This window comes from Methylobacterium mesophilicum (genome assembly GCF_036441335.1).
Lineage (GTDB): Bacteria > Pseudomonadota > Alphaproteobacteria > Rhizobiales > Beijerinckiaceae > Methylobacterium > Methylobacterium mesophilicum_B.
Genome location: NZ_MLBW01000041.1, coordinates 1 through 15,933, shown reverse-complemented (window position 1 = coordinate 15,933; position 15,933 = coordinate 1). Strand labels below are relative to the sequence as shown.

The 15,933-nt window shown below is 67.4% G+C and carries 11 protein-coding genes and 1 pseudogene; 8 read left to right on the top strand and 4 right to left on the bottom strand.

The features are described from left to right. The 3 genes from MMR14E_RS29050 to MMR14E_RS29040 all read left to right on the top strand — a co-directional run. Positions 1 to 1,416, top strand: a 1,416-nt coding sequence (locus tag MMR14E_RS29050; RefSeq protein ID WP_331319124.1) for an AAA family ATPase, incomplete at its 5' end; no start/stop codon positions are given. A gap of 887 nt (positions 1,417 to 2,303) precedes the next feature. Next, the gene (locus tag MMR14E_RS29045; RefSeq protein WP_331319122.1) at positions 2,304 to 2,615 is read left to right on the top strand and encodes a hypothetical protein; all 312 of its coding nucleotides are present in this window, start codon (positions 2,304 to 2,306) and stop codon (positions 2,613 to 2,615) included. A 234-nt stretch (positions 2,616 to 2,849) separates the two neighbouring features. Further along, positions 2,850 to 3,164, top strand: coding sequence for a hypothetical protein (locus MMR14E_RS29040; RefSeq protein ID WP_331319120.1), 315 nt, complete (start codon positions 2,850 to 2,852; stop codon positions 3,162 to 3,164). A gap of 697 nt (positions 3,165 to 3,861) precedes the next feature. Here MMR14E_RS29040 and MMR14E_RS29035 read toward each other — a convergent pair. Further along, positions 3,862 to 5,424 (bottom strand): ISL3 family transposase, encoded by a 1,563-nt coding sequence (locus MMR14E_RS29035; protein ID WP_331319119.1) that lies wholly within the window; start codon positions 5,422 to 5,424, stop codon positions 3,862 to 3,864. A gap of 988 nt (positions 5,425 to 6,412) precedes the next feature. Here MMR14E_RS29035 and MMR14E_RS29030 point away from each other — a divergent pair. From MMR14E_RS29030 to MMR14E_RS29015, 4 genes are read left to right on the top strand one after another with little or no spacing between them, the layout of a single operon-like run. Further along, positions 6,413 to 6,883 (top strand): hypothetical protein, encoded by a 471-nt coding sequence (locus MMR14E_RS29030; protein ID WP_331319117.1) that lies wholly within the window; start codon positions 6,413 to 6,415, stop codon positions 6,881 to 6,883. Further along, complete coding sequence (locus MMR14E_RS29025) at positions 6,880 to 8,484, top strand: GMC family oxidoreductase (RefSeq protein ID WP_331319116.1); 1,605 nt, start codon at positions 6,880 to 6,882, stop codon at positions 8,482 to 8,484. The genes MMR14E_RS29030 and MMR14E_RS29025 overlap by 4 nt, the downstream gene beginning before the upstream one ends. After that, on the top strand, positions 8,481 to 9,533 hold the full coding sequence (locus tag MMR14E_RS29020) for a ferritin-like protein (protein ID WP_331319115.1): 1,053 nt from the start codon (positions 8,481 to 8,483) through the stop codon (positions 9,531 to 9,533). Before MMR14E_RS29025 ends, MMR14E_RS29020 begins: the two co-directional genes overlap by 4 nt. Before the next feature lie 32 nt (positions 9,534 to 9,565). Continuing rightward, positions 9,566 to 11,272: a phospholipase D-like domain-containing protein gene (locus MMR14E_RS29015; protein WP_331319114.1), complete on the top strand. Its 1,707-nt coding sequence runs from the start codon at positions 9,566 to 9,568 to the stop codon at positions 11,270 to 11,272. Positions 11,273 to 11,914: 642 nt separating this feature from the next. On the opposite strand, the gene MMR14E_RS29010 is transcribed toward MMR14E_RS29015, so the two are convergent. Continuing rightward, complete coding sequence (locus tag MMR14E_RS29010; protein WP_331319113.1) at positions 11,915 to 12,517, bottom strand: TetR/AcrR family transcriptional regulator; 603 nt, start codon at positions 12,515 to 12,517, stop codon at positions 11,915 to 11,917. A gap of 136 nt (positions 12,518 to 12,653) precedes the next feature. Here MMR14E_RS29010 and MMR14E_RS29005 point away from each other — a divergent pair, with 136 nt between their 5' ends. Next, complete coding sequence (locus tag MMR14E_RS29005; RefSeq protein ID WP_331319112.1) at positions 12,654 to 13,622, top strand: SDR family NAD(P)-dependent oxidoreductase; 969 nt, start codon at positions 12,654 to 12,656, stop codon at positions 13,620 to 13,622. A 390-nt stretch (positions 13,623 to 14,012) separates the two neighbouring features. On the opposite strand, the gene MMR14E_RS29000 is transcribed toward MMR14E_RS29005, so the two are convergent. Together MMR14E_RS29000 and MMR14E_RS28995 are read right to left on the bottom strand one after the other, a co-directional pair. Further along, complete coding sequence (locus tag MMR14E_RS29000; RefSeq protein ID WP_331319111.1) at positions 14,013 to 15,431, bottom strand: hypothetical protein; 1,419 nt, start codon at positions 15,429 to 15,431, stop codon at positions 14,013 to 14,015. Between the two features lie 173 nt (positions 15,432 to 15,604). Beyond that, positions 15,605 to 15,817 (bottom strand): annotated as a pseudogene (locus MMR14E_RS28995) (aminotransferase class III-fold pyridoxal phosphate-dependent enzyme); the annotation flags it as partial. Positions 15,818 to 15,933: the final 116 nt, after the last annotated feature.

The following is a 15,933-nucleotide window of genomic DNA, read 5'->3' as shown; positions in this document are numbered from 1 at the left end:
CTCTCCGACCTGCGGCTGGCCGTGGCCGCCCGGCGCGGACCGGACGGGTCGATGGCGGCCCTGCGCCGCCTGCTCCGGGCGAAGGTCCCCGCCCGGCCCGGCCCGCGCCTGGAGGACCTCAGCGGCTACGACGAGGCCAGGGATTGGGGCCTGGCGCTGGTCGACGACCTGCGCCGCTGGCGGGCGGGGGAGATCGGATTTTCGGAGTGCGAGAGCTCGATCCTGCTCTCGGGCCCCCCCGGCGTTGGCAAGACGCAGTTCGCGGCGGCGCTCGCCCGCAGCGCCGAGCTGCCCTTCTTGGCGGGCTCCCTCGGCCAATGGCAGGCCGCCCGCGACGGCCACCTCGGCCACACGCTCGGCGCGATGCGCGCGTTCTTCGACACGGCGCGGCGCGCCCCCTGCGTCGTGCTGATCGACGAGATCGACTCGTTCGGCGATAGGAACAATTTCTCTCACGATCATCGCGGCTACGGCACTCAGATCGTCAACGCGCTCCTCGAGATCCTGGACGGGGCGGCGGGGCGCGAGGGCATCGTCGTGGTCGCCGCCACGAACAACCCCGAGGCCGTCGACCCGGCCATCCGCCGTTCGGGGAGGCTCGACCGCCACGTCCGGATCGGCCGCCCGGGGGCGGACGCGCTGCGGGGCATCCTGCGAACGTGCCTGGGCAGGACCCTGGCCCGGGCGGACCTGACGCCGGCAGCGGCCGAGGCCGCCGGGATGACCGGCGCGGATGTCGCCGCGGCGGTGAGGCGGGCGGCGGGAACCGCCCGCCGGGCCGGCCGGAAGATGGCCATGGCAGACCTGCTGGCCGCCCTCGCCGACGGGCGCCCCCGCATGCCGACGCGGGTTCGGCTTCGGGCCGCCATCCACGAGGCGGGACACGGGCTGGCGGTGCTCAGGCTGCGGAACGCCGGGCGGGTGGAACTGTCGCTCCAGGCGGGTGGGGGGATCACGGAGGCGTTCGACGATCCTGACCTGCTCGACCAGACCGAGGGCTCGATCGAGCGCTACCTGACGGTCCTCCTCGCCGGCCGCGCCGCCGAGGAGGAGGCGTTGGGCGAGGTGTCCGCGGGCGCCGTCTCGGACCTGGCGAGCGCCACGCGGGTCGCCGGCCTGATGGAGGCCCGCTGGGGCTTCTCCCGCAGGCATCCCCTGGTGAGCGTGGGGGACGACGCCGTCGCCGACGTGGCGCGCATGCCCTGGCTGGCTGGGCCGATACAGGAACGCCTGCAGGCGGCCTACGACCGCGCGCGGGGGTTGATGCGCGACGAGTACGCCGCGCTCGGACGGCTCGCCGAGGCCCTGTTCCGGGAGGGCTTCCTCGACGATACCCGGGTGCGGCGCCTCGTCGACGGGTCGGGTCCCCAGGAGGGTCCGGTGCCCGAGACCGCGGAGGGAAGCGCGAGGCCGTGAGGCGACTTTGCCCGCGCGCCCTAGCCTGCGGCATCCGGCGGCGGTCCGCTCCGGGCGTCCTTTCGCCGTCGGCCAGGGCCAGGCGCGGGGATGGACCGGGCCGTGCCCATACGGGCGTCGCAGCCCGACGGCCCTGCCGAGGTGCGGTCGCGGGCGGCAGCCGGGCCGGCCCCATGCGCCAATCCGCGTCTGTCGGATCGCCCCTCGGTGCATCGTGGGCCCTTTCGTCCGGATGTCCGGCCTTCGCAACGATGGCATGCTCGGCCGACGCCGGCCGCCGGCGGGCGGACCGCGCCGATATCCGATCCGGCGGCGTGGTCGCGTTTTCGCCAGGGTCGAGCCCGGTCTGAACGTTCGGCCAGCGCCGCTCGAACACCGGCATGCCGGCAACCGCATGCCCAGCGACGCGGCGGCCAGTCTGGCCCCCGGCTTGGCCTGGGATGAACCAGTGACAGCCGGCACGCAAAGCGTCGGCCAATAAGACGCTGGACCTTCACCTGTAAAATGACCAACGGTGGGAAGACCTGATCCGGACGCGGGGACAAACCTGCTTCCGGGTCTGGACCGATTGCTGCCAAGACCAGGCCGCCTTCGGATCCCGTTTCATTTCGTCCGCCTGCAGGTTCGACCGCGGCTACGAACACGGCCACTGCGGAGGAAACCGTGAGGCCCTGCCATCTAGGTCTTGCCGTGAAGGACCGAATCCCGCGGAATGCCGGCTCGGCCGCCGAGCGGAGTCGGGTGGCGGACCTGGGGCGCCTTCGGCATGACGTCGCGGCCGCGCGGGCGGGCCGACGCGACGAACTTGCGGCTGACCGTGGACAGGCTTCCCGGCGAACAACGAATCGCTAATCTCAAACGTACGGGGACAGAAGGAACCGCGCGTCATGAACGTCGAAGCACGCCTCAAAAGGCTTGAAGACAAGCTTGTCATCCTGGAGGCCACCGTCGACGGCAGCGAGGAACAAACGCGTGAGGCAACCGTGTACGTTGTCGGGATCGTCACGCGTTTTCTTCACGAAAAGGGACTGATCGACGAACGTGCGCTGATGGATTACGTCAAGTCCTTCGAGGGGGATCCGTCGGACCGCGAGGACTACGTGGGGCAGGTGGCCCGCCGCCTCGGCGCGATGATCGATTTCCACGAGCGTTATCCGGGGGATTTCGACCTGCCCGGGGACCGTACGGCGCGTGGGTGAGAGGCGAAGGGCGGTCGCGGCACGATCCGGCCAGGCGGCAGTTGCCGGAAGACCGTTCATCCCAGGCCTGTCGGGCTCGCGCCCCCGCTCTCGCCGCGCTCGACGTTTCCGGCAGCGGTCACGCCACGAACGCGAGCCGGGCGCACCGCCCCACCGATTTGCAACCGTTTCGTGAGACCACCCGGAATGGAAGCCCGGCACGGGGATGCCGCTCGGGTCGGCACGGAGATGAGCATGAACGGGGATCTGAAATTCGGGCTCGAGCTCCTCGGAAAGACGGTGGCCCGCGCCGCGACCGGGATCGCGGCGACGAACGACGGCGGACGGGCGGTGAGGAAGCGCATCGTGCGCGCGCTCGAGGCCCTGGAGGCCCAGGGTCTCGCCTCCATCGTGAGGACCGCCGACGGGATCGTTGCCGGGGCCGAGCTGACCGCGGCGGGCCTCGCGCGAGGGCAGGCGATCGCCGCCCGCTCGGCGCCGCCCGAGAGGCTCCCGGGCGACGTGATGGATGTCGCGATTATCCGCGGGCGGGACGACCCCGGGGCGTGACGGCGGCAACCGGCTCGCCGGTTGCGCCCCCGCGGCCGACGGCACGGCCCGGAGGGGGCTCGCGGCGGCGTGCCTCGGCTTGCACGCGGTCCAGAGCCCTTCGATGCGCTTGCCCAGCCTCCTCTCCTCCAGCGGCCATATCCGGATCGCTCGCGTGCGGCCCTGATGCCGGTGAGAAAGACCGGTCTCCCGCTCGTGACTACCAACTGCGAGCGATGCGCCGATGCCGATCCATTCGGGAATGGGCCGGTCGCAGCTTGCTATCGGCGCCAGACGATGAACCGTGCCGACCTGAACGACACGGGGCCGGGCGACCGGGAACCGTTCGAGACGGCGCCGCTCCTCGGTAGGTCAAAGTCGCCAAGCTGCATCTGCCCGAGGGTAGGCAGAAGCTGAGCCCTGCCTGGATCTGGCTGCCGCACGGTTTCGCCGACGGACTACGGGATCTCCCGATCCGAGGTCGCTGCGCCCTCGATCCCGATGCGGTGAAGGTGGCTACCTTTCGACTTCGGCCGCCCCATCGGGCCGGATGCGCTGTCCCCACCCAGGGGGCCCCCAAAACAGAACTGAGAATCTAGGAGTCTGTTTCTTCTGTTAGGCGCTGAAGGACGGGAGCGCGGCGCGGTCCACAGGCCGTCCCCGGGGCGGTGCCGTTGTGATTAGGCGTGGAATAAGGGCTCTGGCGCACTTTCGCTGATCATCCGGAGGTGAAGCCGATCAGGCGAGCTTGCAACAGGTCGATCTTGCCGCGGCCGTACATCTGGCGCTTCACCAGCTTGAGTTTGGTGATTTGCCCTTCTGTCTGGCCGTTCGACCATGGCAGCGTGATCGCTGCCAGAACCGCAGTTCGGTCCTGACCGACACCGCGGGCGAACGAGGTGACGAGGCCTGGGCCAGCACGCGAGAGCCACCATTCGAGCCTGTCCGGCGCCATCGCTCGGACCATCGTCTGGAAAGCGCCCACCACCTCACGCGCCTCGACCAGCGCCGGCACGCCGTCCTCGACGGCAGCCACGGTCAGCGTCTCCGCCTTGGTCAAGCGGTCGCGACCTGTCGTCAGCCATCGCGCCAGGGTTCGTGCCGACGGCACACGCTGCAGCCGTTCGATCTTGGCCTGCTCGGCGCGTCGACGCCGCGTCGCCCATTCCCCGACCACACGCAGCGATCCCCGGAAGCCTTGTCCCTTCGCCAGGCGCCAAAGTTCGGTCGCGTTGCGGCTGCCGGCATCCCACTGGGCATCGAGCCAGGGCAGATAGGCGTCGAGCGAACTCTGGCGGACCCGGAAGACGTCGGTACGCTCCCCACGCAGGACCGCACGCACCACCTTGCGGCTGTGGCCAAGACGTTGGCAGATCTGGCGGATCGGAACGCCTGCCTCGGCGAGCGCGCGGATGGCTGCGTCCGCCTCCTCCCGCCGCAGGTAACCCTCGTACTGGATGCGCTCGGCTGCAGTGAGCAGCGCCGGATCGATCGTGGCTGCGCCGACGACCTCGCGCACCTGTCGCATCGACCTGCGCACGGCATCGAGGAAGCCACGGCTGGCATTCTCCATGAGGTGCCACCGGTCGGCGACCTGGATGGCCTGTGGCAGAGCACGGGCGATGGCCTCGCCATACCCACCCCCGCGGTCGCGGGCGACGATCCGGATCGAGCCGTTCATCTTCAGCCATGTCTGTGCGGTGGCCTGCTCGCGGTCGGGCAGGAGCGCTACGATGCGGCGGCGTTCGAGATCGCAGACGAGGGTGCCGTAGCGGTGGTTGCGCCGCCAGGCGAAGTCGTCGATGCCGATGACGTTGGGTGGATCGGCGTGTGTCGTCGCCCGACGGCGGATTACGCGCAGGAGCGTGTCCCTGCTGACGGGCAGCATCAGGCGCTGAGCGAGGCCTGCACCGGGCCGACCACCGAGTGCGAGCCCAAGGTGATGGACGATCTGCTCCAGCCGCGAGGTGCGTCGCGCGAAGGTAGGCAGGACGTCCTCGGAGAAGCGCTCGGCGAAGATCTTCCGCCCACAGGCCGCTGCGTCACACCAGAAGCGTCTCACCATGACTTGGAGTTCGACGCGCCGACCACTAAGCGGCAGGTCGGCGGCACGGCGCTGGTAGCGGCTTTGGATGCGACGTGAAGCGGTACAGCAGTCTGGGCAAGTCGCCGCCGAAGATCCGGACCTCACGACCAGACCGATCCGATCAATGCCGACATCGAGGTGATCGACGACGAAGCCGGCAGGTACGAGGCTCGACGGCCTGAAGCGAGGGCGCATGCTGCGGCTCCATCGTGGATATCCGCAACCTCAACGCCGACGGCATCAGCGAGAGTGAGTCAGAGCCCCGATTGCACGCCGATCCGGGGTCCCGTTCCAACGCCTTTTGACAGTGCCGTTAACGGGACTTTAAAGGATTTGCTCCATCCTGCAGGAACCGGACGATGCGACAACGCCTTGGCCACGCCGAGTCCTGTGCGCGTCCTCAGTGCGTCCCGGATTCTCCCACGCGTCCGGATTCCGCCTGCCCCAGCCGTCTTCCTGTGAACGGTGGAGTCGACGCTTCGCGCCGATCCCCTCTCGGGTCGGCTCGACAGGGCTTCCTGTCCCCATTCATCCACTCCCCGGCCGGCGGGCGGTGGAGAAGTTCAGAACCGGCCCATCGGCAGTCCAAAGCGGGCCCGGGTCAATTCAACGCTGAGAACGCCTTGGCCGACATCCCTGTGATCGGGCGCTTCGCGTCGCTTAAACTGCAAATCGAGCAAGCGGGAAGATCAGGTAAAGGCGGTTTTCTCCGTTCGGATTTCATCACGGACGATGACGGACTTTCCCGCATTCTTATGTGCTTCGACGCGCAGTTTGTCCGTCAAGAAGAGACGGGGGACGGACATAGGAACGCGCATCGACCTGAACGTGGACTTCGGACGCCTGCTCACGCATCTTGAGGTTGGCGATCAACCGGCGTCGCACTCGACGGACGATCGCACCGGCTTTCCGGCAACCGAGTTCCAGCAACTCTGCGCGATGCTGACGCAGTAAACCTTGACTTCGCATGCGGAGAGCGCCTCCCCTGGCCCGTCTGCCTCGCACCAATACCATCACCTGCAGCGTTCCGTCCGGCAGCGGCCGCTGCAGCTTGCAGGCTTCGGCCCAGGGTGCCTTGAGCGAGGTCTCGATCAGGACGCGAAGCTCACGAACACCCTGTCGGTTTGATGCAATAAATGCTAGCCAAAGCTGGTGCGTCTCGTCGTGCTTCGGAGGCCCCGGAGTGTATCAGACCAAAGCCGTCCACCCGTTGAGCTCGGCGCCAGGGGGCCTGCCGTCCCAGGTGCAGGACACGCTATGGTCCCTGTTCGTCGCGGTCGGAGACCACTGGACGCTCGGCGACGATGCTTCGGCCCATCGGCTCCGGTTCCAGATCTTCCTGCAGAATCGGATCGACATCGACCCCCTTTACACAGGCTATTATCGCGAAGGCGCCGCCATGCTCGACGAACTGTTCGCGACGCATGGCGCACAGCGGGCGTTCGACAAAATCTTTTCGGACAAACCGCGCATCGCTCCGGCCGGCCTGCCCTCGACCCCCCTTGAGTCGCTCCAGCGGTTCGTCGCCAACGAGTTCATCGCGCTGCGGCTCGCGCTCGGCGGGTTCAAGACCTTCGGCGCGCTCAACTACTGCGGCTACTTCGGCGGTGCGAACATTGCCGAGGAGCCTACGCCCTACCGGGTCCGGCCGTGACCCTGAAAGTTGGCACGCTCATCATCGGCTCTGGCGTCGCCGCCACGGTCGTGGCGCAAAGGCTTCTGGAAGGGGACGCCGAAGCGTCCGTGCTGATCCTCGAGGCCGGCACCCGCGTGAAGACCAAGGATTTCGGCTTGTGGGAGAATTACCTCATCACCGGCCGGCTGCCCTACGATCCCTACAAGGACCTCAACTATCCCCAGCGCGACTTCCCGGGCGAGAATGTCAGCGCGGGGGGAACGGACATGCCGCTCGCCGGCGCCCGCGTGTTCGCCTATGGCGGCTCCACGCTCCACTGGGGCGGCTGGTCGTTCCGTCTCAAGCCTGAGGACTTCCGGCTCCAAGCGAAGCGAAAGGAAGCCCTCGACTGGCCTTTTCCCTACGAGCACCTCGAACCCTTCTACTGCCGGGCTGAGGACCACCTTGCCGTCTCCGGGGACTCCCATGACGGGCTCCTGCCGCGAAGCAGGCACTACCCGTTCGCGCACTTCCCGCTGACGCTGGAGGACAAACCCGTCGCCGATGCGATGGACCGGGCGGGCGTCGCCTACGGCCACATGCCGATCGCCCGTCGCGGCGTGTCGCCGATCCCCTCGCGCCATGCGCCCTGCCAGACGACGGGGACCTGCAAGTACTGCCCGTTCGGCGCGCGCTACGCCGCGTGCAACTATCTCGATGACCTTCGCGAGTGGAACGACTATCCCGGCCTGAGCGTGAAGCTCGGGGCGTTGGTCCAGACCATCACCATGGCCAACAAGCGTCGCGCATCGGGCGCCGTTTATTGGGACCGCGAGACGGGCGATCACGTGACGGTCGAGGCAGACCGCGTGATCGTCGCGGCCGGCGCGATCGAGTCGGCGAAACTCCTCCTGCGGTCGACGACCGCTGACTGGCCCCAGGGCGTCGGCAACGCCCACGACCTGGTCGGCCGTCACCTGATCACGCATCCGTACTTCATCTTCACGGCGACGCTGCCCAGGAACCCGGAGCGCCTGCAGGCCGAGATGAACTTCCCGACGCTCGTCTCACGACATTTCGACAGCGAGGCCGAGCAGGAGAAGGGCAAGTTCGTCCTGGTCGCGCCTCCCGAGACGGTGGCCTACTCGATCGTCCAGTCGATGCAGCGCGGGCTCTCGCGCGCCGAGATCGACAGCGGCCTTGCGGGTCCGAACAAGATCCAGCTGCACGGAATGATCGAGGTCTTCGGGCATTTCGACAATCGCGTCCGCAACGACAAGGACATCAACCGAGTGGGCCTGCCGACCACGGTGGTAGACTACACCAAGGACAAAGCCTTCGATGACCGGATGTCCGAAGTCCAGGCGAAAGTCGCGACTATCTTTGACGCGATGGGAGCGCCGCTCGTCGACAAGCCCAGCATCTCTTGGCGAGCCGACCATGCGGCCGCCGTCTGCCGCATGAGCGATGCCGAGGCGACGGGCGTCGTCGACGCCGACCTCCGCGTCCACGGCACCGACAATCTCTGGGTGATCTCGAACGCCGTGTTTCCAAACCTTGGCGCGGTCAACCCGACGCTGACGCTGACCGCCCTCGCGTTCCGGCTGGGAGATCATCTCACCGGCGGGGGCGGCTCATGAGTGACCCGTCAGTCGAAGCCAAGCGCACCACGCTCGTGGAGCGGCTGCAGCTCGCGCTCGAACTCGAATGGTCGACGCTCCCGCCCTATCTTGTCGCGCTGCTCAGCATCAGACGTCCGAAGAACCGCGAGGCGGCGGACCTGATCCGCGGCGTCGCCATGGAGGAAATGCTGCACTTCGCGCTTGTCGCTAATGTCATCAACGCGGTCGGCGGCACCCCTCGACTCACACGGGAGAACTGTCCGGCCTATCCGCTGCAGATGACCTTCGAAGGCCGCGCCTTCGCCGACCGCCGCTTCCCGATTGATCTCGCGCCGTTCTCCAAGGGCGCGATCGCGACCTTCATGAAGATCGAGCAGCCGCAACAGCCCAAGTTCCGCGCCAACTGGCTGCGCGCCGAAATCGACGTCCCCGCACCGACCATCGGCGAGTTCTACGCCGGGATCCTCACGCTCTTGGAGGAGCTGGACGCCGCGACGCCCGGCGCGCTCTTCAGCGGCGATCCGGCCCGCCAGCTCGAAGCCGACTACTTCTGGGCCGGCGGCGGCGCGATCACCGCCGTGCGCGATCTCGCAACGGCGAAGCTGGCGCTCGCTACCGTCATCGAGCAGGGCGAAGGCGCATGGCCCTGGTCACAGGCGGCGTTCGCCAAGACGGCGGGCGAGCCACTCGGCATGGGCCACTATTACCGTTTCAGCGAAATCTTCCACGAGCGGCACTACCTCGACACGGACGACCCGCGCGGCGCGCCGTCCGGACCTCGACTCGAGGTCGACTATACCGGCGTCTACCCGATCCGCTCGAACGCCAAGGCGTCAGACTATCCGGCCGATTCCAGAGCTGCGGTGCTGAACGACGCCTTCAACCGCCGATACACGATGATGCTCCGTCAGCTCGAAGAGGCGGTGAACGGGCATCCCAAGGGACTCTATACCGCGATCATGAACGGCATGCACGGCATGACGTCGACCGCGCGTGAGCTCATGGCGACGCCGGTGGCCGCCGGAGGCGGCGAGACCGCCTGCCCGACGTTCGAGTGGGTCGACTAGGGCGCGTCAGCCCAGAAGGAGGAACTCGGCCGATGTCCGGACCCTTCCAAGTCGAAGGAAATGTCGCCGCGGCTCTCTTCACGCTCAAGATCCATCGCGGCGAGGGCATGGCGCTCCTGGCGATGAACTGGAGGAAGGGGCAGCCGCCAGACGACTTCATCGGTTTCGCGATCGAGTACCGCGAGCCGAACGGCTCCAGGTTCTTCCCGCTCAAGAACCGGCTCACCTTTGAAAGCAACGCTGGTGACACGCCGAGCGCCGCGCGGCCGCCGACCTACTCGACGCTGGTCGCCCCAATCCAGAAGTTCCGGTGGGTGCATTTCGCGCGCAACGCCCAGCTTGACGGCGCCTTCAGCTATCGGGTGAAGCCGGTGTTCATGGGGGAGGATGGCGCGCTGAGCTACGGCGTCGCACAGACCGCCGACATCGTCCTGGCGCGCGAGACGGTGCCCGGCGCGCTCAACGTGGCCTTCACCCGCGGCTTCATCTCCTCGCAGGCCTTCGTCGACCACTACGAGCACGATGGTCCGGTCAACACGCTGCTGCCTGGCAAGGCCAGCGACGGGCTGGACTTCAAACCGACCCACAAAGACGCGGTCGACGCTTACGCCTGGATGGGCTTCGAGGCCCGGCGCGAGATCGTCGCCCTGCTGGACGCCGCCGTCGCGGACGAGAGCGCCAAGGTCGGCGTCGTCGCGTTCGACTTCAACCTTCCCGAGATCATGCGGCGGATCGTGGCGCTCGGTCCGCGTGTCAGGATCATTATCGACGATTCCAAGGATCACCACGGCAAGGGCGCGGCGGAGGACAAGGCGGAGCAGCGGCTGATGGCGGCCGGCATCCAGGTTCGGCGACAGCACATGCAGTCGCTCCAGCACAATAAGATCATGGTCGTGAACGGCGATGCAGTGAAGCGCGTGCTCTGCGGTTCGACCAACATGAGCTGGCGCGGCTTCTACGTTCAGAACAACAACGCCTTTGTCGTTGAGGGGCAGCCCGCGGTGGATGTGTTCGAAGCCGCGTTCGACCAATACTGGAATGCGCCCGAGGGCTTCGGCAAGAGCACATCGGCCGGCTGGTCGGACCTTCAGATCGGCGGCGTCGACGCGAAGATCGCGTTCTCGCCGCACGACAGCCAGAACTCCGTCCTGCAAGGCATCGCCGACGATGTCACAGCGGCCGAAAGTTCGCTGTTCTACTCGCTCGCCTTCCTCAACATCACGCCGGGCGTCATCCGCGACGCCTTGAAGGCCAAGTCGGGCGACGACGATGTCTTCGTGGCGGGGATCTCCGACAAGCGCACTGGCGTCGAGGTGGCTGTCGGCAGTTCCAATCTGCCGCCGACCTATGTGGCGGCGCTCGACAAGAATGCGCCGAGCCCCTTTCGCGAGGAGCCGAGCGGCGGCGGCGGCGCGCACATGCACCACAAGTTCCTAGTGATCGACTTCGACACGGAAACGGCACGCACCTATCTCGGCTCGTACAATATGTCGAAAGCCGCTGACGGGCAGAACGGCGAGAACCTGGTGCTGGTGCGCGATCGGCGGGTAGCGACATCCTACATGATCGAAGCGGTGCGGATCATCGACCACTACCAGTTCCGCGTCGCCCGCAAGGCTGCGAAGAGGGAAGGCCTGAAGCTCAAGCTGCAGCGGCCTCCGGCGGCGGGCGGCGCGCCCTGGTGGGCGGAGGACTATTCCGACCCGCGCAAGATCAAGGACCGTAAGCTGTTCGCTTGAGGCCCAGGCGGCAGGCGCCGGGCAGCCTGAACCCGCGTCTCCCGAGGCATCCGTCGGAAGCCGGGAAGGGAAAGCCTTGCCCTGCTGCCCAGCCTTGCGTCTCGCCCGACCCCTGCCGCGGGGCCGCCGTCCCGCGATGCCCCTATCGACGCGATGCGAGCGAAGACCCGGTACTTTCGTTGACGATGCTGGCCGCAGCGGCTCAGAAGTCGGGTCGCGTTTCTCCCAACGATGGTGGCGGACGTCGAACTCCGTGGTTTCGACTTCGAGCCGCCGCACCTTGTGCATTTCGATAGAGTCGACGTCGATGCGCAGCGTTCCTTTCCTGTAACCAGGGCTGGCCTCGGTGGAAGCGGCGCCGTCGAAGTCGGCGAACGCTGGCCAGCCTCTCTCCTTCGCGACCTGCGGCCCGGCCGCCGGCGGCACTTGCTCGATCACGACATATTCAGTTTCCCACCCCTTCTCGCACATCTGACCGGTCAGCGCGCGCAGGTCCCGCGCCAAGACTTCGGCGCGCCCGCTCTCGCCCCGTCGAGGGCTCGTTCATCAGGAAGCCCGCGCAGGCACGAAGGCAGACTGTAAAGTTGCCCTCGCTTCATCGTGGAACCGGGCCTGCCGTTTGCAGGCGCCGACGAGCCGGATCTAGCCCGCCGGGTCGCCTTGACCGTCTCGTCCAAGCCCTGCAACCAGGACCTCGACGAGGCGCCTGGCCGACTGCTTCCAGGCCGGTCCAGAGCTGATGTTGGCCACGCCGGCCACCGCCCGCAACAGGTCGAGCGGATCCATGTCAAGTCGGATCTCCCCTGCGACGACCGCCCTGTCGCACAGCATGGCCATGGCCTGCTTCATCTGGGCGCCGGAAGCGGCGTACAGGCCGGACGGTCCATCGGCCATGGCGCTGAGGACCTCCGACATGCCCTGCTTGGTCGCCATGTAGTCGACGAACATCAGCATCCATTCGCGCAAGGCATCCACCGGGGGCCGTGTGGCCGCCAGTCGGTCGGCGGACGCGGCGAGCTGCGCGGTCTCGTTCCTGTAGACCGCCTCGACCAGGGCGTCGCGCGTCGGGAAGTGCCGGTAGAGCGTGCCGATGCCGACGCCAGCCGCTCGCGCGATCTCCTCCAGGCCGGCGGACGCGCCCTTCTCGGCGAAGACAGCTTTGGCCGTGTCGAGCAGCCGCGTACGATTGCGCTGGGCGTCGGCCCGCGGCCTGCGGGCTGTCGGATGGGGACCCTCATCGGCCACGAGGAGAACGCCCCTTGCTAAACGGAGGGATCCTCCGTATTTAAGCGGAGGCTCCCTCCTGTTACAGAGTCGCAGGCCGTCGAACAATGGCTCCGCCGGCGACCGGAGAGGTGTGTCCACTGCCAAGGAGAGCACCATGGCTGCATCATTCGGGGCGACCTCGACCACCGACGAGGTGCTTGCAGGCGTCGATCTCAGCGGAAAGCGCGTGCTCGTCACCGGCGTCTCGGCGGGGCTGGGCATCGAGACGGCCCGTGCTCTTGCTGCGCACGGCGCGCAGGTCGTCGGCACGGCGCGGAACCTGGCCAAGGCCGAGGCGGCGACGGGTGCGGTCCGCGAACAGGTGGCGAAGGATGGAAGTCTCGAACTGATCGCGCTCGATCTCGCCTCTCTGGCGAGCGTTCGCGGCTGTGCGGACGCGCTGCTGGCTCACGGCAGGCCTTTCGACGTTGTCATCGCCAACGCCGGCGTCATGGCTACCCCCCTGGGTCGCACGGCCGACGGCTTCGAGACGCAGTTCGGCACCAACCACCTGGGCCACTTCGTCCTCGTCAACCGGATCGCGTCCCTGATCCGGGACGGCGGCCGGCTGGTCATGGTCGCCTCGTCCGGTCACCGCTACGCGGAACCGGATCTCGACGACCCGGGCTTCGAGCGCACGCTCTACGACCCAATGGTGGCCTATGGGCGCTCGAAGACGGCCAACATCCAATTCGCGGTGGAGTTCGACCGGCGGCACCAGGGGCATGGCGTGCGGGCGACGGCGCTCCATCCCGGCGGCATCAAGACCGAGCTCGGTCGGCATCTGGGCCAGGACGCCATCGACCGGATCGTCGAGCGGATCAACGCCGACCTTGCAGCAACCGGCAAGCCGGCGTTCGCGTGGAAGACCATCCCGCAAGGTGCGGCCACATCGGTATGGGCCGGCTTCGTGGCGCGAACGGAGGATGTCGGCGGCCGCTACTGCGAGAACTGTCATGTCTCCGAGGTGACGGACGGGTTGATCAACCCGGTAAGCGAAGGCGTGCGCTCTTACGCGCTGGACCCGGAGCGCGCGCGGGCTCTATGGGCCAAGAGCGAGGATATGGTCGGCGAGCGCTTTTGACCGCGCAAACGTCGATGGGCAGCAGAAGAAGACCGTACGGATGTCGAAGCGCTCCGTCCTCTGAGACACAATCTCGGGCTAGATGTTCTGATTTTGATCCGAATTTTAGCCTAGCATTCAGATGGCACAATTCAGGATTTCGCCCAGAAAGGAGCGGTATCGTCCACGTTTAATCATCGTGCGAGTCAGTGTTCGAAGGCGCCTCAATCTGACCACGGCACCTGAGTGTCGTCTTTATCGCAGAGGCGGGGACTCAGCTGGCTCCAGGCGGATGTCTTCGCTGTCAGCTGCGGCCATGCCGGACAGAATGCGGCGTGGCGGACAGCGTTCAGCTCGGTTTGTCATCAACTGGTGAGCGATCGAAATGTCTCTCACTATAGGAAGATCGGTTCACCGGCACAGGTCGGTGATGCCGAGCTCGGCCCACATCCAGCCGAAGTCGTAGCTCGCCATCGGATCATCGGGCGTGCGGCCACGCCTGCTCTCAGCCTCCAAGAACTTCAGCCAAGCCGCCGTCTTGTCGCGACCCAGCCTCGTCCGCACGCTGGCGCGAGGGGTCTTGCCGCCCAGCATGCCGACCGGCTGATCGAGCGCAACTCGGTAGATGCCGCTCAGCCCCTCGTGCACCAGGCTCGTTTGCAGCTCGCCAGGAAGCTCCTCTGCAGGCGATGCCGGACGATCCGTCGATGAGGTCATCATTTGCTCGACGGTCTGGATTTCCGTCAGCGGCGGGCGCGCCAGGCCGTCCAGCAGTGGCGTGAGGAACGCTCGCGCCCGTGCGGCTCGATCCGCCGAGTTGACGCTCACCAGCAAGCCGGTGTCAGTCAACTCGATGGTGCCCAGCACCGTGACCCCGTTCTCGAGCGTCACGCTGTAGGTCTGTGTTGCTTGGGTGCCGGTCGTGCCCGTGCTCCGCGGCCGCGGAACCGAACGGGGCTCCGGTTCGAGCCAGTTCCAGAATGTATCGGTCTCCGCCTGCAGCATCGGCACGGTACGCAGCCGTGCCCTCACCTCAGCCGCATCCACTTCTGGCAGCAGAGGGTACCGCACGGTGTGGAAGGCGATCTCGGCGCCCTCGCTGTTCACCAGGGTTGGCAGGCTGTGATCCAGCAGCCGAGGCAGCACGTCGGCGAGCCAAAGATTCGTGAACACTGGCGCCGCATCGGTCAGGAGGATGGTGCCCAGGACACTCCGGTCGGCTCCGGCCGGCAGGTCACCCTTCCGCGCAAGCTTCTCGAACTCACGACCCGCGCGCTTGGCCGAATGCTTCAGGATGCGCATCACGTCCTCCGAGGCGTCGTGCCCGAAGGAGAGCACCCCACCCGCCATGACGTGCGAACCACCGAGTTCGATGATCCGGGCTCCGATCCGCTCCCAGGGCACCAGGGTCCGGCTGGCGGTCCGCTCCGTGACGCGGACCGGCTCGCCGCGGCGGACCAGATCACGGGCCAGGAAGCTCTCTCCGGGCACGAGCCCGCTGACCTCGTACAGGCTCATCACGGAGCGGCGCAGCGCCCCCATGTACCGCCTGTTGGCGACCGGCTCCTTCCAGCCGCGGCGCTTGAGGTACGAATCGACCAAGTTGGCCGAGTCGGGCTCAACGGTACGGGTGAGGAAATCCTCGAAGGCGCAGCCCCACAGCGTCATGAACTGCGCCGGACCGAGGAGGCTCTCCAAGTCCTCCAGCTCCAGGTTGGTCTGCTCGCACGCTGGTCCGACATGCAGCCAGAGTGCTTCCTCGAAGGGCTCCCGCCACTCCTCGCGCGTGAGCCACTTGATCAGACCTGAGAGCGAGGAGCTGCTGGGCATGGCGGATCCGGTAGCTTGCGTCAGGGTAGCGGCTGGCGCCCTTCGGTCCAAGCACCCCCGCCTCGCCAACTCCGCCGTTGGGTAAGTCATACAGCCCTGGAGAGGGGGCACCGTCGGGCCCGGTGGGTTCGGATCACGGACTTGCGAGACTTCGCTGCGGCTGGAACCGCGCGGGTGCCGGTGCGGCCCATGTCGCACATCACATCGTCGAGGATCAGAAGCACGCCGTAGCGGCCGCAAATCGCGCGCACGCGCTTGAAGCAGTCCGCCACCGGCGGGACCGCGCCCGCGGTGGCGCCCACCACCGGCACGGCCACGAAGGCCATCACGCTCTCGGGCCCGAGTTCGAGGATCCTGTCCTCCAGGACTTCCGCCGCCCGCGTCGACGTATCCCTTGGCGCGGTCGCGCCCGCGGGCGGCCTCCGCGCTTCGCCGGCGCGCCATGGCCTCCGCCCCCCGGCGTGCGGATCTGCACCCTGGCGCCCGACCGCCGATGATGCGG